Origin of the sequence: Micromonospora sp. CP22, assembly GCF_009712475.1 — a bacterium.
Classification (GTDB): Bacteria; Actinomycetota; Actinomycetes; order Mycobacteriales; family Micromonosporaceae; genus Micromonospora.
Window position 1 is genome coordinate 15,958 of the sequence record NZ_VCJO01000006.1, and the last position, 25,865, is coordinate 41,822.

The 25,865-nt window shown below is 69.6% G+C and carries 19 protein-coding genes and 1 pseudogene; 4 read left to right on the forward strand and 16 right to left on the reverse strand.

Annotated elements, in window-relative coordinates; translation table 11 throughout:
- Positions 1-68: 68 nt before the first annotated feature.
- The 11 genes and pseudogenes from FF096_RS12770 to FF096_RS12820 form a co-directional block, all read right to left on the reverse strand.
- On the reverse strand, positions 69-1,913 hold the full coding sequence (locus tag FF096_RS12770; protein ID WP_230462570.1) for a nucleoside-diphosphate sugar epimerase/dehydratase: 1,845 nt from the start codon (positions 1,911-1,913) through the stop codon (positions 69-71).
- Positions 1,914-2,238: 325 nt separating this feature from the next.
- The gene (locus tag FF096_RS12775) at positions 2,239-3,507 is read right to left on the reverse strand and encodes a glycosyltransferase family 4 protein (protein ID WP_155217775.1); all 1,269 of its coding nucleotides are present in this window, start codon (positions 3,505-3,507) and stop codon (positions 2,239-2,241) included.
- A gap of 43 nt (positions 3,508-3,550) precedes the next feature.
- A complete protein-coding gene (locus FF096_RS12780) occupies positions 3,551-5,764 on the reverse strand; it encodes an acyltransferase family protein (RefSeq protein WP_155217777.1) in 2,214 nt (737 codons plus the stop codon).
- Entirely contained in the window at positions 5,761-7,317 is a 1,557-nt protein-coding gene (locus FF096_RS12785; RefSeq protein WP_155217779.1) for an oligosaccharide repeat unit polymerase, read from the reverse strand. Before FF096_RS12785 ends, FF096_RS12780 begins: the two co-directional genes overlap by 4 nt.
- A complete protein-coding gene (locus FF096_RS12790) occupies positions 7,314-8,660 on the reverse strand; it encodes a lipopolysaccharide biosynthesis protein (protein WP_155217781.1) in 1,347 nt (448 codons plus the stop codon). Before FF096_RS12790 ends, FF096_RS12785 begins: the two co-directional genes overlap by 4 nt.
- Positions 8,657-9,454 carry an N-acetyltransferase gene (locus FF096_RS12795; protein ID WP_155217783.1) on the reverse strand — a complete coding sequence of 266 codons (798 nt, stop codon included), beginning with the start codon at positions 9,452-9,454 and terminating at the stop codon, positions 8,657-8,659. The genes FF096_RS12790 and FF096_RS12795 overlap by 4 nt, the downstream gene beginning before the upstream one ends.
- The gene (locus FF096_RS12800) at positions 9,439-10,074 is read right to left on the reverse strand and encodes a sugar transferase (protein ID WP_155217785.1); all 636 of its coding nucleotides are present in this window, start codon (positions 10,072-10,074) and stop codon (positions 9,439-9,441) included. The genes FF096_RS12795 and FF096_RS12800 overlap by 16 nt, the downstream gene beginning before the upstream one ends.
- 67 nt (positions 10,075-10,141) lie before the next feature.
- Positions 10,142-11,233 (reverse strand): GNAT family N-acetyltransferase, encoded by a 1,092-nt coding sequence (locus tag FF096_RS12805; protein ID WP_155217787.1) that lies wholly within the window; start codon positions 11,231-11,233, stop codon positions 10,142-10,144.
- Positions 11,234-11,264: 31 nt separating this feature from the next.
- Positions 11,265-12,437 (reverse strand): DegT/DnrJ/EryC1/StrS aminotransferase family protein, encoded by a 1,173-nt coding sequence (locus FF096_RS12810; protein ID WP_155217789.1) that lies wholly within the window; start codon positions 12,435-12,437, stop codon positions 11,265-11,267.
- Positions 12,438-12,561: 124 nt separating this feature from the next.
- Positions 12,562-12,993: a hypothetical protein gene (locus FF096_RS12815; protein WP_155217791.1), complete on the reverse strand. Its 432-nt coding sequence runs from the start codon at positions 12,991-12,993 to the stop codon at positions 12,562-12,564.
- Positions 12,994-13,087: 94 nt separating this feature from the next.
- Positions 13,088-15,551 (reverse strand): annotated as a pseudogene (locus FF096_RS12820) (Tex family protein).
- Between FF096_RS12820 and FF096_RS12825 the strand changes: the two are divergent.
- The 3 genes from FF096_RS12825 (at position 15,550) to FF096_RS12835 (ending at position 18,783) form a co-directional block, all read left to right on the forward strand.
- A complete protein-coding gene (locus tag FF096_RS12825; protein ID WP_155217795.1) occupies positions 15,550-17,061 on the forward strand; it encodes a deoxyguanosinetriphosphate triphosphohydrolase family protein in 1,512 nt (503 codons plus the stop codon). The pseudogene FF096_RS12820 and the gene FF096_RS12825 overlap by 2 nt on opposite strands.
- 124 nt (positions 17,062-17,185) lie before the next feature.
- On the forward strand, positions 17,186-18,115 hold the full coding sequence (locus FF096_RS12830; RefSeq protein ID WP_155217797.1) for a methionyl-tRNA formyltransferase: 930 nt from the start codon (positions 17,186-17,188) through the stop codon (positions 18,113-18,115).
- Positions 18,112-18,783 (forward strand): PIG-L deacetylase family protein, encoded by a 672-nt coding sequence (locus tag FF096_RS12835; protein WP_155217799.1) that lies wholly within the window; start codon positions 18,112-18,114, stop codon positions 18,781-18,783. Before FF096_RS12830 ends, FF096_RS12835 begins: the two co-directional genes overlap by 4 nt.
- A gap of 17 nt (positions 18,784-18,800) precedes the next feature.
- Here FF096_RS12835 and FF096_RS12840 read toward each other — a convergent pair whose 3' ends face one another.
- The 5 genes from FF096_RS12840 to FF096_RS12860 all read right to left on the reverse strand — a co-directional run bounded on the left by FF096_RS12840 (position 18,801) and on the right by FF096_RS12860 (position 24,801).
- The gene (locus FF096_RS12840) at positions 18,801-19,952 is read right to left on the reverse strand and encodes an MBL fold metallo-hydrolase (RefSeq protein ID WP_155217801.1); all 1,152 of its coding nucleotides are present in this window, start codon (positions 19,950-19,952) and stop codon (positions 18,801-18,803) included.
- Between the two features lie 126 nt (positions 19,953-20,078).
- Entirely contained in the window at positions 20,079-21,260 is a 1,182-nt protein-coding gene (locus FF096_RS12845; RefSeq protein ID WP_155217803.1) for a zinc-dependent alcohol dehydrogenase, read from the reverse strand.
- A 150-nt stretch (positions 21,261-21,410) separates the two neighbouring features.
- Complete coding sequence (locus FF096_RS12850; RefSeq protein WP_309223193.1) at positions 21,411-22,172, reverse strand: succinate dehydrogenase/fumarate reductase iron-sulfur subunit; 762 nt, start codon at positions 22,170-22,172, stop codon at positions 21,411-21,413.
- A complete protein-coding gene (locus tag FF096_RS12855; protein ID WP_155217805.1) occupies positions 22,169-24,106 on the reverse strand; it encodes a fumarate reductase/succinate dehydrogenase flavoprotein subunit in 1,938 nt (645 codons plus the stop codon). The genes FF096_RS12850 and FF096_RS12855 overlap by 4 nt, the downstream gene beginning before the upstream one ends.
- Positions 24,107-24,108: 2 nt before the next feature.
- The gene (locus tag FF096_RS12860) at positions 24,109-24,801 is read right to left on the reverse strand and encodes a succinate dehydrogenase cytochrome b subunit (RefSeq protein ID WP_309223194.1); all 693 of its coding nucleotides are present in this window, start codon (positions 24,799-24,801) and stop codon (positions 24,109-24,111) included.
- A gap of 77 nt (positions 24,802-24,878) precedes the next feature.
- On the opposite strand from FF096_RS12860, the gene FF096_RS12865 reads away from it, so the two are divergent.
- The gene (locus FF096_RS12865) at positions 24,879-25,811 is read left to right on the forward strand and encodes a LysR family transcriptional regulator (protein ID WP_155217809.1); all 933 of its coding nucleotides are present in this window, start codon (positions 24,879-24,881) and stop codon (positions 25,809-25,811) included.
- The last annotated feature ends 54 nt before the right edge of the window (positions 25,812-25,865 follow it).

Sequence of the window (25,865 nt, forward strand, 5' to 3'; positions counted from 1 at the left end):
TGGACCTCGGCCACACGCACGGCAGCCCACCGGTGGCGACGCGCGCGTCCTGGCGTCGTGGCCCGTGGTCAGCGGGCGAGCGGTATACCCGCCTTCTGGTTGAGCGCTGTGTTGCGGTGCATGCCGCAGAGGCGGGCGAGTTGGTCGATGATCTTGGCGGGGTCGTCGAACGGGTCCAGTCCGCTGACCTCAAGAGGGTCCAGGACGGGCACCTTGACGTGCGAGATCAGCGGATGCAACGGGCGGTGGTCGGACTCGCCGCTACCCAGCAGGTCCTCGTGCAGCTTCTCACCCGGTCGCAGACCGGTGTAGACGATCTCGACGGGGCTGGCGGCCTGCTCGATCATCCGACGGGCGATGTCGTCGATGCGCACCGGTTCACCCATGTCCAGCACCAGGGCTTCGCCGTCGCGACCGATGTTCGCTGCCTGAAGGACCAGGTGGACGGCCTCCTGCACCGTCATCAGATACCGGGTCACGTCAGGGTGGGTGACGGTCAGCGGCTGCCCCGACTCGATCTGTCGTTGGAAGGCGGTCACGACCGAGCCGCGACTGCTCAACACGTTGCCGAACCGGACGCTGAGGAAGGTGCCCGGGTAGTTCGCCGCCGTGTGCGCGGTCAACATCTCGGTGATCCGCTTCGAGTAGCCCAGCACGCTGATCGGGTCGGCGGCCTTGTCGGTGGAGATGTTCACGAACCGGGCCACGTCCCGGCAGGCGTCCAGCACGGTGAGGGTGCCCCAGACATTGGTCTTGACCGCCTCACCCGGGTAACGCTCCAGCAGCGTCAGGTGCTTGAGGGCCGCAGCATGAAAGACGATCTCAGGGCGGCGTTGCCGCATGATCCGTCGAACACCTTCGTCGTCGCGTAGGTCGGCGAGGATCAGCTCGGGGCCGTCCAACAGTGCCCGACCGGTGAGCGACATCTGAAGGCCGTGCAAGGCCGACTCGTCGCGGTCCAGCATCATCAGCTCACCGGGGTTGGCCCGCATGATCTGGCGGCACAACTCCGAGCCGATCGAGCCGCCCGCGCCGGTGACCAGGACCCGCCGACCGGTGAGCACGTTGTCGTCGAGGGTGAGGTCGCAGACGACCTGGCGTCGACCGAGTAGGTCACTGATCTGGACATCGCGTACGTCCCGGACGGTGATGCGGTGGTCCACCAACTCCCGAACGGGTGGGAGGACCTTGAACGAGGCGCCCGCGTTCAGGGTCGCCTCGCGGATCTGACGGATCAGTGTCGCCTCTGCGTTGGCCACCGAGAAGATCAGGGCGGTGGCACCGGTGCGGCGGATCGCGGTGGACACGTCATGTCGGCCGCCCAGCACCCGGACGCCGGCGATGCGCAGGTCCCGCTTGTCTGGGTCGTCATCGAGCGCCCCGACGGGCAGGTAGCGGCCCTTCGGGTCGCTGAGCATCGCCCGGATCAGCCCTTGCCCCGCCTCACCCAGGCCGAACAGCAGGACGGGCGCGGCCGAACGGACGTTCGGGCGCATGGCGCGGTCGCGCCGGTGGCGGTGGAGTAGCCGCAAGCTCAGCATCGACAGCAACGCCAGCGCTCCGCCGACCAGTGGTGTGCTGGCCGGGACCGGCCGGTCGGCGAATGCGAGGAGGGCGATCAGTGCGATGACGGCGGTGCTGGCCGTGGTGCCAGCCAGACCCCGTACCTCCTCCACACTGCCCAGCGGATGACGGCCGTAGTAGATGCGGCGGAGCACTCCGATTCCGACATGCAGCCCGGCGGCGACGGCGCCGAGTCCGGCGGCGGCGAGCACCTGACCGGTGGTGAGGTCGAGTTCGTACCGGGCCCACCCGGCGACGGCGAACCCGCCGATCCAGGCGAGTACGTCGGTGACCAGGAAGGTTGCGGTACGGCGATGCGCCCGCGCTCGCCCCGCGGTCGTTGCTTGCATTGGCTGGTCGCGCTGTGCTTCCGGCGGCATATGGAATCTCCCTGTCCCGTCCGTAGCCGACGTGACCCACGGCAGGTCAGGGGCCACGTACGTCCCCTACCTGCTTAGCGGACCGGGGGAGGTTTGCCCCGGCTTTCACATTTTTGTGGCTGACTGTCTGATTCGACAGCGTAGGTAGGGTCAGCGCCTTCCGCCGGATCAGCGCGGCAGCGCCCACCTGCGGCTGCGCAGCCGTCGTCCCGGTAGCGGCAGGCGGCCCTGGGCGGAAATGCCTACGGCCGGCCGAACTTGGGCGAGGCGGTGGGGGTGGTTGTCTTACCCACGCTCAACGGCCTTTGGCGGGGGTCGCCGCACTCTCGGGCCGGCGGGTGGCGGGAAGCACCGGACGTGCGGTGTCGAGCAGGATCTGCTCGAACTGATCGAAGAGCACATCACGGTCGAAGCGGGTCTGCGCGAGCCGCTGTGCGGCCCGTCGTGCCCTGGCCGTGCGCTCGGAGTCGTGCAGGAAGCCCGCGACCAAGCGGGCGGCAAGCGCGGGGTCCCCAGCCGGTAGGACCACCCCGCAGTCGTTCTCGCGGATCAGGTCGGCGATCCAGCCCTCGTGGTTCACCGCGACCGGTCGTCCGGCGGCCAACCCGTCGAAGACCTTGTTCGCCGAGTTGGCGTGCAACTCAGGTATGTCACGAACCGTGGAGATGGCCAGGTCGCAGGCACCGAAGTAGGAGGCCATCTCGGACTTCGGTAGCGGATCAAGTAGGAAGAGGTTCCGGCCCAGTACGCCTAGCTGTTCCGCCAGCGAGCGGACATGTTCCCGTTCGGGGCCCTGCCCGATGATCGCGAAACGGATGTCCGGCTTGTCGGCCCACGCCGCAGCCGCCATCCGCACTACATACTCGACCCGGTTGAGGTAACCGAGCGCGCCAGCGTAAAGCACCAGGTGTCGGTCGCCGAGCCAGGGCGTCGCGGCCCGCAGGCGGGTGCCGAACCGGTCCGCGTCGGCGAAGAGGGACCGGTCGCAGCCGTTCGGGATCACGGTGACGGGAAGGCCGGGGAAGCGCCGTTCGATGCTCTCGGCCATCCCCGGCGACAGCGCGATGATGTGCCTCGCCCTGTGGTAGGCCCACCGTTCCAATCGGTGGGCGGCCCACCGGGAGGCGGGCGTGCGCAGGGCGCCGAGCGCCACCGGGACCTCCGGCCACACGTCCCGTACCTCGAGCACCATCGGAACCCGACGCCGCCGAGCGGAGTAAGCGCCCGGGATCGCGATCGTCAGTGGGGTGCTGGTGGCGAAGACGACGTCCTGCGGCAGGGACGCGGCCCTGGTGGCCGCTACCCGGGCGAAGCGGAAGAACGCCCGGATCCGGTCGGGATACGACATGGCCCCTCGATAGGGCACCGCGGCCCAGTGCACAGTGGCCCCCACCTCGGTGGAGACTCGCCACGAGCCGAGCGGCGCGTCGCCTGGCTCGGTGTCGCTGGTGACGACGTGAACCTCGTGTCCGCGGGCCACCAGCCGCCGGGCGAACTCGAAGGAGCGGGTTCCGCCAGACATCTGCGGAGTCCGGAAGTACTGATGCAGGTAGACAATCTTCATCGAAACCGTTCCTGTGAGGCAGTTGCCCGGAGGCTGACTACGGTCACTTGTCGAGTGCCCGGTCCAGGGCGTCGGCCAGTCGGGGCGCCAGCGTCGCGGCGTACGTGGCGGTCAGGTGGTTGGTGTCGCGGTACACGAGCACGCCACCGATCACCGCCGAGCACGGGTCGGTGGGGCAGATGGCGTCATTGAGGTCGATCAAGGTGACCTTGTCCAGGTCCGACGCCGCCCTGGCCTGCTGGTCGCCGATGCCGGCGAGCGCAGCCTCGCGGCTGACCGCGCACTTCTTCATCCGATCGGGGTACTTGGAGGCGCACTCGGCGATGTCGATCCGAGGGTTGGGAGTGTCGCGGAGCACCATGGTCGGTACGCCGGCCGTACCCAGCGCGCGCCACGTCGCTCGCATGCCCGCACCGAGGGCCTCCAGGCTCTCGTCGCTGCCGAGTACCCGACCGTCCTCGACGACCAGGTAGTTCGAACTGCTGGTGATGACCAGATCCGGCCGCTGGTCACCGGTGAGCCGTTCCCGCACCGCCTTGTTCCAGGCCGTGCATGAGGTGTACGCGTTCTGCCCGCTCTGCACCTCGGCGTCGAGGAACGGGCAGGCGGACTTGGTGTAGGTGACGAGCTTCCAGCCCTTAGCGGCCGCGATCGCCTGCAACGCCGGGGCCCATTGCGCGGCGTGCGAGTCGCCGACCAGCGCCATGGTGAACGAGGCTGAGGTATTGCCGTAGGTGCAGGTACGCGGTTCCACGTCGGTACCGCTGGCCTGGCAGCCGTCCGCGTAGAGGGCGGGTAGGTCCGACCGGGCGGTCAACGGGTCGGGTACGAAGTCACCGGGCCGGTTCACCGCGGTGCCCTTGTCGTCGCCACGTGGCCGCGCCGCCAGCACGGCCGCGCCGATCTTCGGTGCCGTCGGGTCTGCCGACCTGTCCAGTCCCTGAGCGGCGACGACCCCGGGGGTGGGCCGTGCCGACGGTGCCGGCCAGACGGTGAACTGGAAGAGCAGCCCGGCGATCACCGGGACGGCGGTGCAGAGCAGGCCCAGTTTGATCGCATGTCCCGGCGAGTACTGGAGCAGGTCGGCGAAGCGGAACGGATTCTCGACGAATCGGTACGTGAGATAGGCCGGAACGGCGGAGCAGGCGACGACCGCCAGGGACTGGGCGAGTTCCAACTCGCCCAGGGCGCTCTCGGCGATGATCAGAAGCGGCCAGTGCCAGAGATACAGCGAGTAGGAGAGGGCTCCGATGGCCCGCATCGGTGCGATGCCGAGGGCGAGCGCCGGTCCCCACCGTCCCGCCGCTGGCCCGGCCGCGATGACCGCTGCGGTGCCGAGGGTCGGTAGCAGCGCCGCGTAACCGGGGAAGGGCATGCTCTGATCGATGACGAACAGCGCTGTCAGGACGGCGGCCAGACCGGCCCAGCCCAACGCGCCGGCCACTACGCGGGGTAGGCGGACCAGACTTCCCGCGCCGATGGCCAACCCGGCGCCGATCGCCAGTTCCCAGGCCCGGGTGGTGCTGTGAAAGTAGGCGCGCCCCGGATCGGCGGTGCTCAGGTGGATGGACCAGAGCAGCGACGGTACGGCGATCAGCGCCATGCAGACGAACAGGGGAGTCCGCACGCTCCGGCCCGGACCACGAAGGCGGTGGGAGAGCAGTACGGCGAGCAGTACCAGAGGCGGCCAGAGGAGATAGAACTGCTCCTCGACAGCCAATGACCAGAAGTGCTGCACCACGCTCGGCGCCTGGTCTGACGCCAGATAGTCGACCGACCGTTCGGCAAGGCGCCAGTTCACCGCGTACAAGCCGCTGGCGACCACGTCCCAGCCGGTCTCCGCCCACCGGATCCGGGGCAGGAAGACGTAGCTCAGCACGAGGGTGGTGACGAGTACGACCGCAGCGCCCGGTAGCAGCCGCTTCGCCCGGCGACCGTAGAAGCCGGTCAGGGAGAGCCGCCCGGTCTCCTCGATCTCTTTCACGATCAGCCGGGTGATGAGGAAGCCGGAGATGACGAAGAAGACGTCGACTCCGACGAAGCCGCCAGAAACGGCGCTGAGCCCTCCGTGCCAGAGGAGCACGGCCAGTACTGCGACAGCCCGGAGTCCTTCGATGTCGCCGCGGAACCTGCTACCCGACCCTTCCTGGCCGCCAGCGTGCGGAGGTCCTGGTCGACGAGGGGCGACGGGTGGTGATGCGCTTTGGACGCTGGGCGTGTTCCACAGGCTCGCGGAAATCGGCGTCGGTCGTGTCATCGTGTAGATCCTCTGTCGAACGGTGAGCGCCAAGGGTTGGCATTCCAGGCGGCAGCTCGTGCGTGCGGCTGCGCCCTATGCGTGGCGCCATGTCGTCGTCCTGGCGTTGTCAGCGGCACAGTTCGGGCCGACCCGGGGTATCGGTGGGTGCCGCCAGCTCCGGCTGCCAGCACTGAAACCACCACCACCAGCAGCAGGATCACCGGAAGTCGAAGCAGTGCCCGGGCGCCGTAGGTGTGGGTTCCCGACCACAGCAGGTCGGGGATTCCCGCGCTGATGATGACCGCCGCAACGATTCCCAGCAGGCGAGCCGGCCCGAGCCGTATCCGCAGCATCGTGGACATCTGCCGGTCGAGGAGCCGCACCGCGATCCCTACCACCAGCAGCATCGCCACCAACCCGGGGTACCCGAAGTTGAAGAACCATTCGCCGAGCATCGAACTCGCGTCCGAGTAGCCGGTGCCCATCCGCTCCGGGGCGGTGATACGTGCCAACTCGTAGCCGAGGGCGATGGGTTTGTCCGCCCAGATCGACTCTGGGATGAGCAACGCGGGAATGCTGAAGAAGGTGCGGCCACCGGCTACTTCGAAACCGTACGTCTGATAGTGGTAGAGCAGTTCGGCGAAGGCGTGAGGTGGACGGACGGCCGACTCGAGACCGGTGCGGCCGTACGAGCCGTCGACAGCCAGCCTGTCCAGGTACGAGAGCCGTTCCCGGGCCATCCAGTACAGGACGGGGGCGGTGGTCAGCACGATGCCGATCTTGATCGCCCGGGTCCGAAACCGGATCGCGTAGAGCGCGGCGATGGTGAGGCCGAGCGTGGCCACGACGAGTCGGCCGGTCCCTCCGTGCACGTATTGCACGAAGACAACGAACTGCGCGCCTATGTAGAGAGTGCGCCAGGACAATGCCTTCGCGTTCGGGTCGAGCACCAGCGCGGCGGCGGTCAGGGTGACCGCTGCGAACGCGGCACCCAGAATGAGGTTCTGTAGCTGCTCGGAGGTTGTTCCACCGGCCGTCGCCGCCACTGCCGCGAGCAGTACTGCCATACCGGCAGCGGCGACGCCGAAACGGGTGCCGGGGGAGAAGTCGAGGAGCCCGGCGGAGTCGTCCTCGTGGGTGGTGCGTCGGTTCCAGAACCCGAAGAAGAGGATTACCTGCGCCACGAAGCCGAACAGCAGCGACTGCCAGAGCCAGGGTTGGATGAAGTCCAACGTCAATATCGCGTGGTACACCCCGCCGACCCCGAAGAAGATCGCGAAGGCGAAGCCGAAGATGCTGACCGTGGTCAGGCGGTGGCCGCCGTGGCCGACGAAGATCCGGATTCCGAGTAGGCAGCAGCAGATGCCGAGCAGCGCGTTCGCCCTGCGGTAGTCCCCGCTGGCGGAGACGGCGGCGGTCGCGGTGACGATCACGGCGAGGGCCAGCCAGGCAGAGCCTTCGAGTAGCCCGGGGCTGAGTCTCGGCCGGTGGTCGGCGCGGACGGGCACGCCGTGCGGACCGGTGTCGAACCGGTGCCGCACTGGAAGTAGCTGTGCGACCTGTTGTGTCACGTGGTCAACCTTCTTCCGTGCTGAACAGCGTCCGTCGAGTCGAGAGACGCTTCCTGGTCGTCAGACGCCCTGCGGGGGAGCCACCCAGCCAGCAGCAGCGCCAGAAGCGCCCCGACGCCGTACGCGATCGCCGAGCCGGTGGCTGCGCCCAACGCGCCGTACCGGGGGATCAGGACGAAGTAGGCGATGAGAGCCACCACCATCGCCGGAATGTCGGCGGCGAGCGCGCCCCGGGCCCGGCCTGCGGCCACGCCAAGGCCGATCGCCACCCGGCTGACGCTGTAACAGACGACGCCGATGGCGAGCGGCACGAGCAGCGCCACGGAATCCTGGTACTCGGTGCCGAATACCGGCACAACGAGTGGGCGCCCAACCAGCAGCAGGGCACAGCCGGCGACCAGACCGTAGGCCGCCGCCGCCAGTAGTGGCCCGGTACGGCGCAGGTCGCCGGAGAGGAATCGCTGGTGCCAACGCGGCGACTGTGCGTCGACCCAGCTCTGCACCGGCCAGATGGCGAACTCCGCCACGGTGGCGACGATGATGTACAGGCCGAGTTGCTCGTAGCTGCCCAGCCAGGGCAGCAGCAGCCGGTCGGCACGGAGCATCACCATGCCCGCCACGGCCGCCGGAAGCAGCCGTAAGCCGAGGCGGCGGGCCGGGACAAGGCTGTGCGGCTGCTCCGGAAGGCCCCGGTCACGCCGCATCGACACCCACGCGGCCGCTGGTCCCGCGCCGAGGGCCACCCCGTACACCAGCAGCCAGAGGTTTGGCGAGTCGACCCCGACGGCGGTGAGCACCACCGCCGCCGCGACCAAGGTCAGCTGACCGACGACTGTGGCGATCAGGTACGGCCGGACGACTCCCGCCGCGGCAGCCCCGGTCCGCAGCGACGCCGTGACCACCAGCACGATCGCGCTGACCAGGAAACCGGTGACGGCCAGCAGACCACCGGTGGGCGTGTCGGAACCGATGGCGTACACGATCGGCGTGGCCATCACGATGACGACGACGGCGGAGGGACTGACGAGGCGCAACATGTCGATGGAGGTGTTGCGTACGCCGCGGCCGAGCGGAACGGTCGCCGGATAGGAGCGGTCCGTGCCCGCGATGGCGAGCATGTTCGCCAGGTAGGCCACCTGTAACAGCAGGGCCAGATTGCCCCGACCGGCCGGCCCCATCGACCGGGCGGCCATCGCGTTGATGGCGAGACTGGCGAAGCCGACGGCTAGTTGCGCCAGGACCAGATTCCCGGCCGTTGCCAGCGACGACAGTCGGGCGGCCGGGCGCGGGGACGGACCTCGGGTGCCGGACGGACCGTCCACGACGGTCTGGGGTTTGGTCATCGTCTGGACGGGTCCGGCAACTCGACGCGCATGCGGGTGAACGCGGCCAGAGCTGGCGCGGAACGCGGCGAGAGCGCCACCGCGGTGGGCTCCAGGGTGTCCACCGTGAAACACCGCTCGACTGGTAGGAGCCGGGCGATTCCGGCGGCCAACCGCCCGGCGTCGGACTCGGCCGGGACACGCAGCGCCGTACCGACCGTTCGGACCTCGAACTGGCGCTCGCCCAGCCGGACGGTGAGATCCCCGAAACCGTACGCCTCCCGGTGCACCTGGAAGGTCGGCCAGTTCACCACCTGGACGGCGGCTGACGCGTCAGGATCCGCGAGGGGTACCGCACGCCAGCGGCACTGGGAGATGTCGACGAAGCCGTGCCGCACGTACAGCCGGCGGGCTGCGGGATTGTCCGTCGAGACGTCCAGCAGAAGAGTCCGGCGCCCCAGCCGCTCGGCGAGTCGTCGTCCGTCATCCAGGAGGCTGGCCCCCAGGCCTCTCCCGCGCTCCGATTCGCGGACCGCCACCCCGTTGAGAAGCAACCCTCCGGGCAGGAGACGCCAGTCGGCCACGGCCCGAATACCCACCCGACCACGCACAGCGCGCAGGATCAGCGTACGGGCGGCCGGCGGGGGAGTGATGGCTGCGGCCAGGAACCGTCGATAGCCGTCGGCGTGGTAGGCCACCAGGCCGGCACAGGTTTGCGGGACCGAGCTGGCCAGCAGTTCAGCCGCAGCGCCGAGGGCGGGATCGCCGGGATCGTCGATCGTCTCGATCTGGGGCTCGGTCAGGACGATATGCATGACAACTGCCGTTCCCGGTCCAGGTCGAGCATCTCGGCGGCCGGATCGACCGCCACGCCGCTGCCGCTGAAGACCTTCTTGACGGTGGCGGCGAGGATGCGTAGGTCCAGCCCGAGGCTCCAGTTCTCGACGTATCGCACGTCGAGTTCCAGGCGGTCGTCCCAGGGAAGGCTGTTGCGTCCACTGATCTGAGCCAGCCCGGTGATGCCCGGCCGGACGTCGAACCGGCGTCGTTCCCGTTGCCGATACCAGTCGTCGTAGCGGGGTAGCAACGGGCGTGGACCGACCAGGCTGAGATCACCACGAACGACGTTCACCAGCTGGGGTAGCTCATCGATGCTGAGTCGGCGCAGCAGACGGCCGACGCCACGGCAGCGGATCCCGTCGGCGAGCAGGTTGCCATCGCTGTCACGCTCGTCGGACATGGTGCGTAGCTTGATGATGCGGAACGGGCGTTGCCCCCGGCCGGTGCGTTCCTGCACGAAAAAAACCGGGGCACCCAATTGGAGCCTTACGCACAGGGCGGCGACCGCCATGACCGGTGCGGACAGGACCAGGACGACCAGCGCGAGCGCGATGTCCAGTACGCGCTTCACGCGTAGTTGTGCGGTTTTCGACATGACCTCGCCTTAGGCGATCGACCTTGACTTCGTACGGTTCATATCAGGAAAGCAGCCGATTCATGGCCTATTTCGTATTTGCCGGGAGGGGCTGCCGGTACTCCGGAAAGAACGCGGGATCCGGACGCCATGCCGGGTCCCGTCGCCGTCCCTCCACCTGGTGGGCGCTGGTCAGCGCCGCATAGCGCGCAGGGTCGAGCACCCTGGTGCCGGTCGAGTAGGTGAGCAGGTTGTGCGGGGCGAAGGCCCGCTTGTAGCGAAAGATGCCATCGTTCGGGGCGTACCCGCCGCCAAGCAGGAATCGCTGATGGCCGTGCTGTCGACCCCACTGAAAGATCTCGTACTTCAGAAGGTCGTTGGGGCGTAGGTCGAACGCCTCCTCATCGGTGCCGCCGAGAAAGGAGTACATGTTTTGCGCGGAGAGGAGGACGAGTTCGGTCGACACCACCCGGCCGCTGTGTAAGGCATGGAAGAGGACCGCACCGCCGGGCAGATCCCGCAGCAACACCTGGAAGAACTCCGGCGGGAAGTGGTAGGTCTCGCTGGCTCCCCGCCGTTGCATCGTCGCGTGATAGATCCGAAGGAAGTCGGCCAGTCGTTCGCCGGTCACGTCGACCTCGACGGTGACCCCGTTTCGCCGTGCCTTGTTCACGTTCTTGCGGACCTTGTGCTCGAACTCCCGCCACATCTGTTCGGGCGGGGTGTCGAGATCGCGTACCACGTTGACCAGCCGTGGCTGGATCTTGCCCGGGTAGGGCAACCGTTGCTCGGGGAAGACATGTAGCCGGCAGAACTCGCTGACCACCCGGCGGGATCGGCAGAAGTCATCGAAGGCGAGCCAGAACTCCTTCGCCTCGACACTGTCGACACCCTGCTGGAACGCTCCGCCACTGCTACTGCCGTAGGGGCTGGCGAGATCGAACACCGGTGGTCCGGCCGCCTGTAGGTGTGGGGCGTCGACCGGACGCAGCAGAAACGGGTAGAGCACGAATCCGCTACGGGTGCGAACGTATGCCGCGAGGGGTTCCTCCCGCTCGTCGGCGAAGAGCCGCACATAGCGCGGGTGGGCGCACACCTCCCGGTTCGCCCATGCCTCGTACGCCCGCAGCCAACGCGCCTCGTCCTGCGGGTCGCGGGCGTTCCAGATCTCAAGCCTCATCGCTGCACACCTTGGGTTCGGCCGGCGCTCCTCATCGGCGGTCGAGGAAGTCGCCGATCGCCGTGGACACCCGCGCGGCCTGACGTTCGCTCATCGCGGAGCCGCTGGGCAGAGTGAGCCCGTCAGTGAAGAGGCTCTCGGCGACGCCGGACAGGACGCCACGAGCACCGGCGAACACCGGCTGCAAGTGCATCGGTTTCCAGATCGGGCGAGTCTCGATGCCCAACGCGTCCAGGTGGCGCGCGAGATCGGCGGCACGCCATCCCGCCACCTCGGGATCGACGACGATGCTGGTCAACCAGCAGTTGGATCCGGCGTCACCGTCGCCGAGCAGCCGAACACCCGGTACGGCGGCGAAGAGCTTCGCGTACCGCTCGCGGTGGGCCCGGCGTCTGGCCAGCATGCCGTCGAGCCGGCGTAGCTGCGCACGCCCGAGGGCGGCCAGCAGGTTGCTCAGCCGGTAGTTGTAACCGAGCTCGACATGCTCGTAGTGCGGCACGGGTTGCCGGGCCTGGGTGCTGAGGTAACGGCACCTGGCGACCAGTTCGGCGTCGTCCGAGACCAGCATGCCACCACCCGAGGTGGTGATGATCTTGTTGCCGTTGAACGACAGCACGGCGGCGCGGCCGAAGGAACCGGCCGGCTGTCCGTCACGAACGGCGCCGAGCGCCTCCGCGGCGTCCTCGACCACCGGCACTCCGGCCGCCGTGCAGACGGACAGGATGCGCCGATAGTCGGCGCAGGATCCGAACATGTCCACCGGCAGCACCGCGGCCACCCGACGGTTCGCGGAGCGTAGCTCGCTCAGCGCCTGGTCGAGCAGAGCCGGATCAAGGTTTCCCGACTCCGGCTCGCAATCGACGAAGACTGGTTCTGCTCCGGTGTAGACGACCGCATTGGCGGTGGCGATGAAGGTCAGTGTCGGCACCACCACGACATCGCCGGGCCGCGTGCCGAGGGCGACAAGAGCCAGGTGTAGTCCGGCGGTGCCGGAGGCCAGGGCGACCGCATGCCGACGGTCCACCCGTGCCGCGACCTCGCGTTCGAAGGCATCCAGATCCGGGCCGACCGGCGCGACCCATCCGGAGCGCAGCGCACTCAGCAGGTACGACTCCTCCAACGGCCCGACGTCCGGCGGCGATAGCAGGACGCGATCCGTCGCCTCTCCCGACCGTCGGCTGGTGTCGTGTTCGCGTACCGCCATCTTCGGTCCCCGTCCGTCCCGATCTGTCTACGGAGGGGTCAACGACCTAGCTGGTCGGGAGTATTGCCCTAATGCGACTTATATTGTCCTTCACGTCTGCAATGTGAATAGCCCACTCCGCCGATCACGTCCAGCTGTTACCGGCTTCGAGGCGTCGGTCGAGCAGGTCACGCAGCGGCACCGACTCTCCGTCGCGACCGCCCCGCCCGATGACCAACGGCGCCGGAGACGGCTCGGGCACGGCACCGAACAACCGTGCGCGCAGACTGGCCGGCACAGACAACAGGTAGAACCGTCCTGACGTGTCGATCGCGCGGAGGCGGGCCTGATCGACGTACCAGCCGGTGAGCGGGGTGCGGTAGCGGGCACGCCCGTCGTAGGAGCGGACGACGAGCCGACTGCTGCGCAAACCGCGCCGGAGCGCCTCGGTGACGAACCCGGCCACCAGCTCGGCAGCCTCGGCATGCTCAGCCGCCCGCCGTCGTGCCTCGGCCTCGGCGTGCGCCCGTACCGCGTGGCGTTGTTGTTCCCGCCACGCCGAGTCGTCCTGTCTCATGTGTTGCTCCTTTGTCGAGCCGCTGCCGGAGGCAGGTCCGGCTACCGCACCGCCGCCGGCGCGTTCGCCGGACCGCCCGTCGGCGATGACTGACTCAGGCGAGGCCGGCGCGGCGTAGCGCGTCTGCCATCGCACCGTTCGCCGGCGCGGTTTCCCCGCCCCGCCCCTGACGCGGCTGCCCGTCGCGTCGGCCGCCCGACCCACCGCGACCGCCGGTGCCGCTCTGGGATCGGCGTCCCCCGTCGCCCCGCTGACCAGCACGATCGCTGTTGCGCTCGCGCCGACCGCCGTCGCCGCGTCCGGTGTCGGCGTCGTCCTCCAGGCGCAGGGTCAGCGAGATCCGCTTGCGCGGCACGTCGACATCCAGCACCTTGACCTTCACCACGTCACCGGACTTGACCACGTCGCGCGGGTCCTTCACGAAGGTGCGCGACATCGCCGACACGTGCACCAGGCCGTCCTGGTGCACCCCGACGTCGACGAACGCCCCGAACGCGGCGACGTTGGTGACGACACCCTCCAGGATCATCCCGGGCGTCAGGTCGCTGATCTTCTCCACACCCTCGACGAAGGTCGCCGTCTTGAACTCCGGCCGTGGGTCGCGGCCCGGCTTCTCCAACTCGGCGATGATGTCGGTGACGGTGGGCAGGCCGAACGTGTCGTCGACGAAGTCGGTCGCGCGCAGCCCGCGCAGGAGGGCGCTCTTACCGATGATCGAGCGCAGGTCCTGACCGGTGCTGGCCAGGATCCGGCGCACCACCGGGTACGCCTCCGGGTGCACGCTGGAGGAGTCCAGCGGGTCGTCACCGTCCGGGATGCGCAGGAAGCCGGCGCACTGCTCGAACGCCTTCGGGCCGAGCCGGGCCACCTTCTTCAGGTCGGCTCGGGTGCGGAACGGGCCGTTGGCGTCCCGGTGCAGCACGATGTTCTCGGCCAACCCGGCCCCGATGCCGGAGACCCGGGTCAGCAGCGGCGCGGAGGCGGTGTTGACGTCCACGCCGACGCCGTTGACGCAGTCCTCCACCACGGCGTCCAGCGAACGGGACAGCTTCACCTCGGACAGGTCGTGCTGGTACTGCCCGACACCGATGGAGCGTGGGTCGATCTTGACTAGCTCCGCGAGCGGGTCCTGGAGGCGGCGGGCGATGGAGACCGCGCCGCGCAGCGACACGTCCAGGCCGGGCAGTTCCTGGGCGGCGTACGCCGAGGCGGAGTAGACCGACGCGCCCGCCTCCGAGACCACCACCTTGGTCAGCTTCAGCTCCGGGTGCTTCTTGATCAGGTCACCGGCCAACTTGTCGGTCTCCCGGCTGGCGGTGCCGTTGCCGATGGCGACCAGCTCGACCCCGTGCGCCGCGGCGAGCGTGGCGAGGGTGTGCAGCGAGGCGTCCCACTGTCGGCGCGGCTCGTGCGGGTAGATCGTGTCCGTGGCGACCACCTTGCCGGTGGCGTCCACGACGGCCACCTTCACCCCGGTCCGCAGACCCGGATCCAGCCCCATCGTGGGCCGGGCACCGGCCGGTGCGGCCAGCAGCAGGTCCCGCAGGTTGGTGGCGAAGACCCGCACGGCCTCCTCCTCGGCGGCCTGCCACAGCCGCATCCGCAGGTCCGCGCCGAGGTGGATGAGGATGCGGGTACGCCACGCCCAGCGCACCGTGTCGGCGAGCCACCGGTCGGCGGGCCGTCCCTGGTCGCTGATGCCGAACCGGCCGGCGACGGCGGCCTCGTAGCGGCTCGGCCCGGTCACCGCCGCGTCGACGTCACCGTCGGCCTCCGGATCCATGGTGAGGTCGAGTACGCCCTCCTTCTCGCCCCGGAACATGGCCAGGATGCGGTGCGAGGGCAGCTTCGGGTACGGCTCGGCGAAGTCGAAGTAGTCGGCGAACTTCGCCCCGGCGCTCTCCTGCCCTTCGCGTACCCGGGACACCAGCCGGCCCCGCGACCACATCTGCTCGCGCAGCGTGCCGATCAGGTCGGCGTCCTCGGCGAACCGCTCGATCAGGATGGCCCGTGCCCCGTCGAGCGCGGCGGCGGCGTCGGCCACGCCCTTGTCCGCGTCGACGAAGGTCGCCGCGACCGTGCGAGGGTCCTGCGTCGGGTCGCCGAGCAGCGTGTCGGCCAGCGGCTCCAGCCCGGCCTCGCGGGCGATCTGTGCCCGGGTCCGCCGCTTCGGCTTGTACGGCAGGTAGATGTCCTCCAGGCGGGACTTCGAGTCGGCCGCCATGATCTGTGCTTCCAGCGCCTCGTCGAGTTTGCCCTGGGAGCGGATGGACTCCAGCACCGCCGCGCGCCGTTCGTCCAGCTCACGCAGGTACCGCAGGCGCTCCTCCAGGGTGCGCAGCTGGGTGTCGTCGAGCAGGCCGGTGGCCTCCTTCCGGTAACGCGCGATGAACGGGACGGTGGCACCACCGTCGAGCAGTTCCACGGCCGCGCGTACCTGGCGCTCGGCGACGCCGAGTTCCTCGGCGATCCGCTGATGAACAGAGAGGGTCACGATGTCGCTCCGCCTTCGGGTCTGGGTTCCGTGGTGCATTCTGCCGGGCTACCGTGGCGATCATGGAACCACCTGTGGCCCCCCGGGCGCGCCGACTCTTCGGCGGCAGCGCGCGGGCCCTCGGCGACCTGGCGGTCAGCCCGTTCCGCGCCGACCGGGACCGGATCGTCGGCTCGCCGTTCTTCACCCGGCTCGGCGGCGTCACTCAGGTGGTCAGTCCGGGCGGGACGGGGCTGCTGGTGCACAACCGGCTCACCCACAGCCTCAAGGTGGCGCAGGTGGCGCGGGCGATCGCCGAGCGGATCACCGCCGACGAGGACCAACGCGACCTGGTGGAGAAGCTGGGTGGCTGCGACCCGGACGTGGTGGAGGCCGCCGCGCTCGCCCACGACCTCGGCCACCCGCCCTTCGGGCACCTGGGGGAGCGGGTGCTGGACCGGCTGGCCCGGCACCGGCTCGGCCTGACCGACGGTTTCGAGGGCAACGCCCAGTCGTACCGGATCGTCACCTCGACCGAGATCCGTGGCGCGGCGACCACCGGCCTGGACCTGACCGCGGCGGTGCGGGCGGCGATGCTGAAGTACCCCTGGACCCGGCTCGACCATCCCGATCCGCATCCGCGCCTGATGGATCCGCCGCCGCGTGGGGCGACGCCGCCGCCGGACGATCCGGGCAGCGGCTCGGCGAAGTTCGGGGCGTACCGCACGGAGCTGGACGACCTGCGGCAGGCGCGGGCACCGTTCGCCGGCCGGATCGCCGAGTGGCAGCAGACCGTCGAGGCGTCGGTGATGGACACCGCCGACGACATCGCCTACGCCATCCACGACGTGGAGGACTTCTACCGGGTCGGCGTGCTCCAGCAGGGCGCGGTGGCCGCCGAGCTGATGGCCTGGCAGCGTGAGGGCGGTCAGCTGCGGGGGGTCACCGACTCCGCGCTGGCCACCTCGGCGCGCCGGCCCGGTTCGTCGATCGAGCGGCTACGCCGCCAACTGCACCACAAGGACGCCTGGATCGCCGATGACGAGGCGTTCGCCGCCGCCGTCGAACACGTCCGGGAGGAACTGGTCGAAGGGCTGCTCGCGACACCGTTCGACGGCTCGATCGAGGCGGAACAGTACATCGCCCGCTTCTCCGCCCGGTGGACCACCCGCTTCGTGGACGCGATCACCGTCGTCGAGCAGCCCGCCGTACGCTCCGGGCACGTGTTGCTGGCCCCGGCCCAGTGGCACGAGGTGCAGGTGCTCAAGTTCGTGCACCACCGGTTCGTGCTGGCCCGCCCCGACCTGGCGCTGCACCAACGCGGGCAGGCCCGGCTGCTGGACACCCTGGTCGAGGCGTTGCGGGAGTGGCTGCTCGACCCGGAGGAGGAGTCCCGGCTGCCGCGCCGACTGCACGACCTGGTGGAGTTGGCCGAGGCGGAACTGCACCCGCGTACCCCGGACCGGATCGGCAAGGCGCGCGGTCGGGCCATCGTGGACTTCGTCGCCCAACTGACCGACAGTCAGGCGGTGGCGATGCTGGACTCGCTCTCCGGTCGGTCCGGCGCCCTCTGGACCGACGCCTTCGTCCTCTGAGCTGCATTGGCCGAAATGGCCTCCTCCGCGATTTGTCCGTCTTAGCCCCTGAAAAGCTCCTAAGATGCGCGAAAGCGGCTGAGGGTGCTGTGGCGGATGAGCCGGCTGAGACGAAGGGGTGCCGATGAGCAAGCGCTTGGTATGGGTCAGTTTCGACACCATAGGCAGAGCCTGTCTGGAAGCTGCCGCCGAGGTGGGGGCCGAGGTGGCGGGCATCGTGACGCTTGCGGGTCCGGTCCGTCCGGAAGTCTCGGGCATGTGCTGCTTCGATGATGTGGCCGATCGGTTCGGCGCGGAGCTGATCGAGGCCCGCAACGTCAACGACCCGGACTGCGTCGCCGCCGTACGCCGGCTGGCTCCGGACACCCTCTGGGTGGTCGGCTGGTCGCAGTTGCTCCGGGAGGAGCTACTCGCGATCCCGCGTCGCGGCACCTTCGGGATGCACCCGACCCTGCTTCCCCGGCACCGGGGTCGTGCCCCGATCCCCTGGGCGATCCTGACCGGGCTGGCCCGCACCGGAGTGACGCTCTTCGAGATCCCCGACGCCACCGCCGACTCCGGGGCCATCGTCGGACAGGCGCAGGTCGACATCGCTGCCGACGAGACTGCGACAACCCTGTACGCCAAGTGCGCGACGGCACACGTCGAGTTGGTGCGCGAGTACTTTCCGCTGATCGCGTCGGGCACCCACCCACGGCTTCCGCAGGATCCGAAGCGGGCAAGTCACTGGCCCAAGCGCACCCCGGCCGACGGCCTGATCGACTGGGAGACCCGCGCGGAGTATCTCGATGTCTGGGTGCGTGCGCAGACCCACCCCTACCCGGGTGCCTTCACCTGGCTCGGGGACCGTCGGTTGGTGATCTGGGCTGCCCGGCCGGAGTCCACCGGGCACCGGGCACCTGCGGGTACGGTCCTGGCGCATCGCCCTGACGGGGTGCTGGTCGCGGCAGGCGCTGGTGCCCTGCTGATCCGTGAGGCGTCGGTCGACGACCGCCCGCCGGCCAGCGGAGACGAGTTGCGCGACCTGCTCGACGTCGGGGCGGTGCTCGGATGAGCGCGCGACGGATCCTCATCTTCGCCGCCCACCCCGACGACGAGATCCTGGGCATGGGCGGCACCATCGCACGGCACGCCGATGCTGGTGACGCCGTACGCATCTGCTGCGTCACCGACGGATCGTCCACCCAGTACGCAGGCGACCTCGAGATCCTGCGGCAGAAACAGCAGGAGGCACGGAAGGCGGCTGAAACCCTCGGCGTCAGCGACTACGTGCACCACGACCTGCCTGACATGCGGCTGGATACGCTGCCGCACGTGGACGTGAATCGGGTGGTCGAGCGGCAGGTGGCCGAGTTCCAGCCGGACACCGTCTACTGCGTGCAGGCCGACATCAACCTCGACCATCGCACCGTCTTCCACTCGGTCGCGGTAGCCACCCGGCCGGTACCGGGACAGTCGGTGCGCAGGCTGCTCACCTTCGCCCCGAGTTCCAGCACCGAGTGGACTCCGGCGCCGGAGAGTTGGTGGCAGCCGAACTGGTTCGTCGACATCTCGGACACGCTGGAGCGGAAGCTGGAAGCGTTCAGGTGCTACCGCTCGGAGTGGCGGGACTGGCCCCATCCGCGCAACGACCGAGCACTGCGGGTACAGGCCGAGCACTACGGCACGGTGATCGGCTGCGACGCAGCCGAGCCGTTCGTGATGGTTCGCGGTATCGAGTGACAGGAGCCGGGTAGCCGTCAGGCGACGGCCTGCCACCAGCCGTCGACCGGCGGCGGGTCGTCGACCACCACCCGCTCGCCGGGGCGCGGCACGGCCAGCCGCACGTCGCGGGCCTTCGCTTCGGCCCAGAGCCGGTCCACCGGCTCGGACCAGTCGTGGATGGCGAGGTTGAACGTGGCCCAGTGCACCGGCACGAACAGACCGCCGCGCAGGTCCAGGTGGGCGGCGACGGCCTCCTCCGGGAACATGTGGATCCCCGGCCAGGCCCGGTCGTACGCGCCGATCTGCATCAGCGTCACGTCGAACGGCCCGTGTGCCGCGCCGATCTCGGCGTACCCGCCGAAGTAGCCGGAGTCCCCGGTGTAGAAGACCCGACGGTGGCGGCCCGCCACCACCCAGGAACTCCACAGCGTGACGTTGCGGCGTAGCCCTCGGCCGGAGAAGTGCTGGGCGGCGGTGCAGGTGATCTCCAGTTCGGCCACCCGGTGGGTCTGCGACCAGTCCATCTCGATGATCCGCTCCGCCGGTACGCCCCAACGGTCGAGGTGGGCCCCGACGCCGAGCGGCACCAGGAACGGCGCCGACTGGCGGGCGGTCAACTCCCGCACCGTGCCCATGTCGAGATGGTCGTAGTGGTCGTGGGAGATGAGGATCGCGTCGAGGTGGGGCAGTTCGTCGAGGCGTACCGGCGGTTCGTGCAGTCGACGCGGGCCGACGGCCGTCGAGGGGGAGCACCTGTCACTCCACATCGGATCGACCAGCACCCGTCGACCCTCGATCTCGATCAGGGCGGAGGCGTGGCCGTACCAGACGACGTTCAGCTCGCGTTCCGGATCGATGCCGGTCTCGGCGGTGGGTCGCAGCAGTGGCACGGGCGCGGCGGGCCGGCGCTTCTGCTTGCCGAAGAGCAGTTCTCGGAAGAGGTTGCGGTCGGAGACCGGCACCATCGTGCGGGTGTCCGTCCGGTTGTGGAAGGTGCCGTCGCGGAACTGCGGTGACCGGGCCGCCCGTGCGGCGCGGTCACCGGCCAGTCGGCCACCCATCGCCGCCGGCACGTTCCGTGCGGCCCAGGCCGCCCCGGCGAGCCCGGCCAACGCGGCCAGGCCCGCCACCGACCCGATGATCCGCCAACCCGTGCTCCGTCCGGTCGGCTCGTTCGGCGCCCGCATGGTCCCCCCTCGGTTGATGCCGTGTCCACATTAGCCGCCGCCGGTCCATCACCCGCCGTCGCTGGGGCGGTACGGGTCCGCGGCGGGCGGGCTCGCCGGGGTCGGCGCGAGCGGGCCCGCGGTCGGTCACGGGGCGAGGACGACCTTCACGCAGCCGTCCTGCTTCTGCTGGAACATCTCGTACGCCTGCGGCGCCTGCTCCAACGGCAGCCGGTGGGTCATCAGGTCGGTCACGCCGAGCGGGTCCTCGTCGGTGAGCAGCGGGATGATCTCGTCGGTCCAGCGCCGCACGTGGCACTGGCCCATCCGCAGCTGGATGCCCCGGTCGAACATCTCCATCAGCGGCAGCGGGTCGACCTCGCCGCCGTACACCCCGGAGATGGAGACGGTGCCGCCGCGTCGGACGGCCTTGAGCGCGGCCTTGAGGGTGACCAGCCGATCCACCCCCACCTTGTCGATCATCGGTTGGGCGAGGGCGTCCGGTAGCAGCCCGGCGGCGGCCTGGCCGAGCTTGCCCAGCGGCGCGCCGTGCGACTCCATGCCGACCGCGTCGATCACCGCGTCCGGCCCACGCCCGTCCACCAGGTCGATCAACGTGCCCGGCACGTCGTCGAGTTGGGAGATGTCGAGCACCTCCACGCCGTGCCGCCGGGCCATCTCCAGCCGCTCCGGCACCAGGTCGAGGCCGATCACCCGGTCCGCGCCCAGGTGTCGGCCGATCCGGGCGCAGAACTGGCCCACCGGTCCCAGCCCGAAGACCGCCAGGGTGCCGCCGCGCGGAGTGTCGGCGTACCGCACCGCCTGCCAGGCGGTCGGGAGGATGTCGGAGAGGTAGAGCCACCGCTCGTCCGGGCCCTCGGTGGGCACCTTGATCGGGCCGAACTCGGCGTGCGGGACGCGGAGGAACTGGGCCTGTCCGCCGGGCACCGCGCCGTAGAGGGAGGTGTAGCCGAACAGCGCGGCACCCTTGCCCTCGGCGGTTACCTGGGTGGTCTCGCACTGGGCGTAGAGCTGCCGCTGGCACATCCAGCAGGACCCGCAGGCGATGTTGAACGGCACCACCACCCGGTCGCCGGGCTTGAGTCGGGTGACCCCGGGGCCGACCTCCTCGACGATTCCCATCGGTTCGTGGCCGAGGATGTCACCCGGCTTGAGGTAGGGCCCCAGGACCTCGTACAGGTGCAGGTCGGAGCCGCAGATGGCGGTGGAGGTGATCCGTACGATCGCGTCTGTCGGGTCCTCGATTCTCGGATCGGGCACCTCCTCGACCCGCACGTCCCGCTTGCCCTGCCAGGTCAGTGCCCGCATGTCCGCTCCCTCTCGCCGCCGTCCCGTAGCTGGACTGCTACCCGTCACGGACCGCTTGAATCGGTCGAGCCGGTGATCGGAGGGATCAGCGCGAACGGCCGCCGCGCCCGTTCCGGGCGAGGCGGCCGTCGCACGGGCGCGAGGGGGCGCTCAGGTGCCGGGGGTGTCGGCGCGTCGGGTGGTCGCCGCCAGGTAATCGCGGTTGAGCCGGCCGATGGTGGTCAACGGGATACCCTTCGGGCAGACCACCGTGCACTCGCCGGCGTTGGTGCAGCCACCGAAGCCGGCCTCGTCGTGCGCCTCGACCATGCCGAGCACCCGGGTGTAGCGCTCCGGCTGGCCCTGCGGCAGCAGCGAGAGCTGGGTGACCTTGGCCGCGGTGAACAGCATGCCGGACCCGTTCGGGCAGGCCGCCACGCAGGCGCCGCAGCCGATGCAGGCGGCGGACTCGAAGGCGGCGTCGGCGTCGGCCTTGGCCACCGGTACGGAGTGTGCCTCCGGCGCGCTGCCGGTGGGTGCGGTGACGTACCCGCCGGCAGCGATGATCTTGTCGAAGGCGTTGCGGTTGACCACCAGGTCCTTGACGACCGGGAAGGCACGGGCCCGCCACGGCTCGATGGAGATGGTGTCGCCGTCGGAGAACTGCCGCATGTGCAGCTGGCAGGCGGTGGTGCCGCGCTGCGGGCCGTGCGCCTCCCCGTTGATCATGAGGCCGCACATGCCGCAGATGCCCTCGCGGCAGTCGTGGTCGAAGGCGATCGGCTCCTCTCCGGCGAGGATGAGCCGCTCGTTGAGCACGTCGAGCATCTCCAGGAACGACATGTCCGGGGAGACGTCTTCGACCTGGTAGGTCACCATCCGACCCTTGTCCTGGGGGCCGGACTGGCGCCAGATGCGCAGGGTCAGATTCACTTGTAGCTCCGCTGCGTGGGGTGGACGTATTCGAAGTTCAGGTCTTCCTTGTGCAACACCGACGGCTCACCGGTGCCGGTGAACTCCCAGGCCGCGACGTACGCGAACCGCTCGTCGTCGCGCTGGGCCTCGCCCTCGGGAGTCTGGTGCTCGGCGCGGAAGTGGCCGCCGCAGGACTCCTCCCGGTGCAGGGCGTCAATGCACATCAGCTCGGCCAGTTCGAAGAAGTCGGCGACCCGGCCGGCCTTCTCCAGCGACTGGTTGAGCCCCTCACCGTTGCCCGGGACCCGTACCCGCTGCCAGAACTGGTCCCGCAGGGCGCGGATCTCGTCGATGGCCTTGCGCAGTCCGGCCTCGGAGCGCTCCATGCCGCAGTGTTCCCACATGATCTGGCCCAGTTCGCGGTGGAACGAGTCCACCGTCCGGTCCCCGTCGACCGCGAGCAGCCGCTGGATGCGGTCCTCCACGTCACGACGGGCCTCGACGGCCGCCGGGTGGGTGGCGTCGACCTTCTCGAACGGACCGGCGGCGAGGTAGTTGGCGAGCGTGTTGGGCAGCACGAAGTACCCGTCGGCCAGGCCCTGCATCAGCGCCGAGGCGCCGAGCCGGTTCGCGCCGTGGTCGGAGAAGTTCGCCTCACCGATGACGAACAGGCCGGGGATGGTCGACTGGAGGTCGTAGTCGACCCAGAGCCCGCCCATCGTGTAGTGCACCGCCGGGTAGATCCGCATCGGCACCTCGTACGGGTCCTCGCCGGTGATCCGCTCGTACATCTCGAAGAGGTTGCCGTACTTGGCCTCGATGGCCTTGCGGCCGAGCCGCTCGATGGCGTCGGCGAAGTCGAGGTAGACCCCCAGCTTCGTCGGGCCCACGCCCCGCCCCTCATCGCAGACGTTCTTCGCGGCGCGGGAGGCGATGTCGCGGGGCACCAGGTTGCCGAAGGACGGGTAGATGCGCTCCAGGTAGTAGTCGCGCTCGTCTTCCGGGATGTCGCGGGGGTCGCGGTCGTCGTCCTTGGCCTTCGGCACCCAGACCCGACCGTCGTTGCGCAGCGACTCGCTCATCAGGGTCAACTTCGACTGGTGGTCGCCGGAGACCGGGATGCAGGTCGGGTGGATCTGCGTGTAGCAGGGGTTGGCGAAGTACGCGCCCTTGCGGTGGGCCCGCCAGGTGGCGGTGACGTTGCAGCCCTTGGCGTTGGTGGAGAGGTAGAAGACGTTGCCGTAGCCGCCGGAGGCGAGGACCACGGCGTCGGCGAACTCCGTGGTGATCTCACCGGTGACCATGTCCCGGACCACGATGCCCCGGGCCTTGCCGTCGACGACGATCAGTTCCAGCATCTCGTGCCGGGCGTTCATCTCCACGTTGCCCAGGCCGATCTGGCGCTCCAGCGCCTGGTACGCGCCGAGCAGCAACTGCTGGCCCGTCTGGCCCCGGGCGTAGAAGGTGCGCTGCACCTGCGCGCCACCGAAGGAGCGGGTGTCGAGCAGACCGCCGTACTCGCGGGCGAAGGGCACGCCCTGGGCGACGCACTGGTCGATGATGTTGACCGAGACCTCGGCCAGCCGGTGCACGTTCGACTCGCGGGAGCGGAAGTCGCCGCCCTTGACGGTGTCGTAGAAGAGCCGGTGCACCGAGTCGCCGTCGTTGCGGTAGTTCTTCGCGGCGTTGATGCCGCCCTGCGCGGCGATCGAGTGCGCCCGGCGGGGGCTGTCCTGGTAGCAGTACGACTTGACCCGGTAGCCCTGCTCGGCGAGCGTGGCGGCGGCGGAGCCACCGGCCAGTCCGGTACCGACCACGATGACCGTCATCTTGCGGCGGTTGGCCGGGTTGACCAGCTTCGCCTCGAAGCGGCGACGCTCCCAGCGGGTCTCGATCGGCCCGTCGGGCGCCCTGGTGTCGGCGATCGGGTCGCCCTCGATGAACAGTTCCATGGTCAGGACACCAATCCGGTGAGTACGGCGAACGGGACCAGGAGGTAGCCGGCGCAGAGCGCGACGGCGAAGACCAGCGCCACCACCCGGGCCCGCTGCTCGCCACGCGGGGTCTGCTGGCCGAGGCTGCGCAGCGCGCTGAACACGCCGTGCCGCAGGTGGAAACCGAGGGTGACGACCGCCAGGGTGTAGAAGAGCGTGACGTACCAACGCTCCGGGGCGAAGTCGGCGACCACGTTCGCGTACGGCCGGGAGGAGTCGCCGACCGGGTTCAGCGTGCCGGTGGTCAGGTCGAGGATGTGGTAGACCACGAAGAGCAGGATGATCACGCCGCCCCACCGCATGGTCCTCGCCGCGTAGCTGCCCCGGACCTTCTTGCGGTGGGCGTAGCGCACCGGGCGGGCGGCGCGGGCGCGCAACGCCAGGACCGTGGCGGCCCAGATGTGCAGGACGGCCGCGGTCACCAGGCCGACCCGCTGCACCCACAGGAACCCGCTGGCGGGAAGCAGCGGCACGCCGAGTTCGCGTAACCAGTGCGCGTAGTGGTCGAACGACGTCGCACCCGAGAAGATCTTCAGGTTGCCCAGCATGTGGGCGATGAGGAACAGCACCAGCAGGATGCCCGTCACCGCCATGACGGCCTTGAGACCGACGTTGGATCGGATGGGCGACCGCGTTCTTGTCGTGACTACCACGCGACCGACGCTAGGAGCAGTTTGATCAGTCGTCCAATGCATCGACGTCGCAGTCTTGATAGCCATAAGCTATGTAGATGCAGCTCCATCAGCTGAAGTACTTCGTTGCGGTTGCCGAAGTACGACATTTCACCCAGGCGGCCGACATCGTGGGCATCACCCAGCCTTCGTTGAGTAAGCAAATTCACGCGCTGGAGGACACCCTCGGTGCGCCCCTGTTCGAGCGGGTAAGGGGCAACATCACCCTCACCGCGGCGGGGGAGGTCCTGCTGCCGCTGGCCAAGCGGATCCTCGCCGACGTCGACACCGCCGTCCGCGAGGTACAGGAACTCGTCGGCCTGCGCCGTGGTCGGGTACGCCTCGGCGCCACCCCCAGCCTGGCCACCTCGCTGGCCCCGCCGGTGCTGCGCCGGTTCCGTGACGCCCACCCCACCGTCGACCTTCGAGTGGAGGAGGGTGGCTCCCAGGATCTCGTCCGTGACCTGCTCCGCGGCGACCTCGACCTGGCGCTGATCATCATGCCGGCCCAGGGCGCCGACCCCGGACTGCGCGCCGACCCGATCCTCACCGAGAGCCTGGTGGTCGCCTCGGTCGACCCGGTGCCGTCCGCCACCCCCGGTGCCGACCTGCGCGTCGCCGACCTGCGCGACCAGCCACTGGTGATGTTCCGCGAGGGCTACGACCTGCGCGACGCCACCCTCCAGGCGTGCCGGGACGCCGGCTTCGAGCCGACCCTGTCGGTCGACGGTGGAGAGATGGACGCCGTGCTCAGCTTCGTCGAGGCCGGGCTGGGCATCGCCCTGGTCCCCGGCATCGCGGTGGCGCGCCGACCCGGCATCCGGGTCACCCGACTCGCCCCGCCCGGCGTACGCCGCACCATCGCCGTGGCCCGCCGCCGCGACGTGGTGCCCACCCACGCCGGCCGTGAACTGCGGCGCATCCTGCTCGACTACGTGCACACCGCCACCGCCACCGCGCAACTGCCACCCGGCGTCGAGCCGCTGAGCTGATCAGCCGGACCGGTGTCGGATCGCGGCCGGACGCGATCGCGGGCGACCTTCGCC

Excerpts from the sequence above, each read along its gene's own strand:
- FF096_RS12835 (WP_155217799.1), top strand. The coding sequence starts at position 18,112 with ATGAGCGCGCGACGGATCCTCATCTTCGCCGCCCACCCCGACGACGAG.
- FF096_RS12780 (WP_155217777.1), bottom strand. The coding sequence starts at position 5,764 with ATGACACGACCGACGCCGATTTCCGCGAGCCTGTGGAACACGCCCAGC.
- FF096_RS12795 (WP_155217783.1), bottom strand. The coding sequence starts at position 9,454 with ATGCATATCGTCCTGACCGAGCCCCAGATCGAGACGATCGACGATCCC.
- FF096_RS12805 (WP_155217787.1), bottom strand. The coding sequence starts at position 11,233 with ATGAGGCTTGAGATCTGGAACGCCCGCGACCCGCAGGACGAGGCGCGT.
- FF096_RS12840 (WP_155217801.1), bottom strand. The coding sequence starts at position 19,952 with ATGCGGGCGCCGAACGAGCCGACCGGACGGAGCACGGGTTGGCGGATC.
- FF096_RS12830 (WP_155217797.1), top strand. The coding sequence starts at position 17,186 with ATGAGCAAGCGCTTGGTATGGGTCAGTTTCGACACCATAGGCAGAGCC.
- FF096_RS12845 (WP_155217803.1), bottom strand. The coding sequence starts at position 21,260 with ATGCGGGCACTGACCTGGCAGGGCAAGCGGGACGTGCGGGTCGAGGAG.
- FF096_RS12810 (WP_155217789.1), bottom strand. The coding sequence starts at position 12,437 with ATGGCGGTACGCGAACACGACACCAGCCGACGGTCGGGAGAGGCGACG.
- FF096_RS12815 (WP_155217791.1), bottom strand. The coding sequence starts at position 12,993 with ATGAGACAGGACGACTCGGCGTGGCGGGAACAACAACGCCACGCGGTA.
- FF096_RS12775 (WP_155217775.1), bottom strand. The coding sequence starts at position 3,507 with ATGAAGATTGTCTACCTGCATCAGTACTTCCGGACTCCGCAGATGTCT.
- FF096_RS12825 (WP_155217795.1), top strand. The coding sequence starts at position 15,550 with ATGGAACCACCTGTGGCCCCCCGGGCGCGCCGACTCTTCGGCGGCAGC.
- FF096_RS12790 (WP_155217781.1), bottom strand. The coding sequence starts at position 8,660 with ATGACCAAACCCCAGACCGTCGTGGACGGTCCGTCCGGCACCCGAGGT.
- FF096_RS12800 (WP_155217785.1), bottom strand. The coding sequence starts at position 10,074 with ATGTCGAAAACCGCACAACTACGCGTGAAGCGCGTACTGGACATCGCG.
- FF096_RS12770 (WP_230462570.1), bottom strand. The coding sequence starts at position 1,913 with ATGCAAGCAACGACCGCGGGGCGAGCGCGGGCGCATCGCCGTACCGCA.
- FF096_RS12855 (WP_155217805.1), bottom strand. The coding sequence starts at position 24,106 with ATGGAACTGTTCATCGAGGGCGACCCGATCGCCGACACCAGGGCGCCC.
- FF096_RS12865 (WP_155217809.1), top strand. The coding sequence starts at position 24,879 with ATGCAGCTCCATCAGCTGAAGTACTTCGTTGCGGTTGCCGAAGTACGA.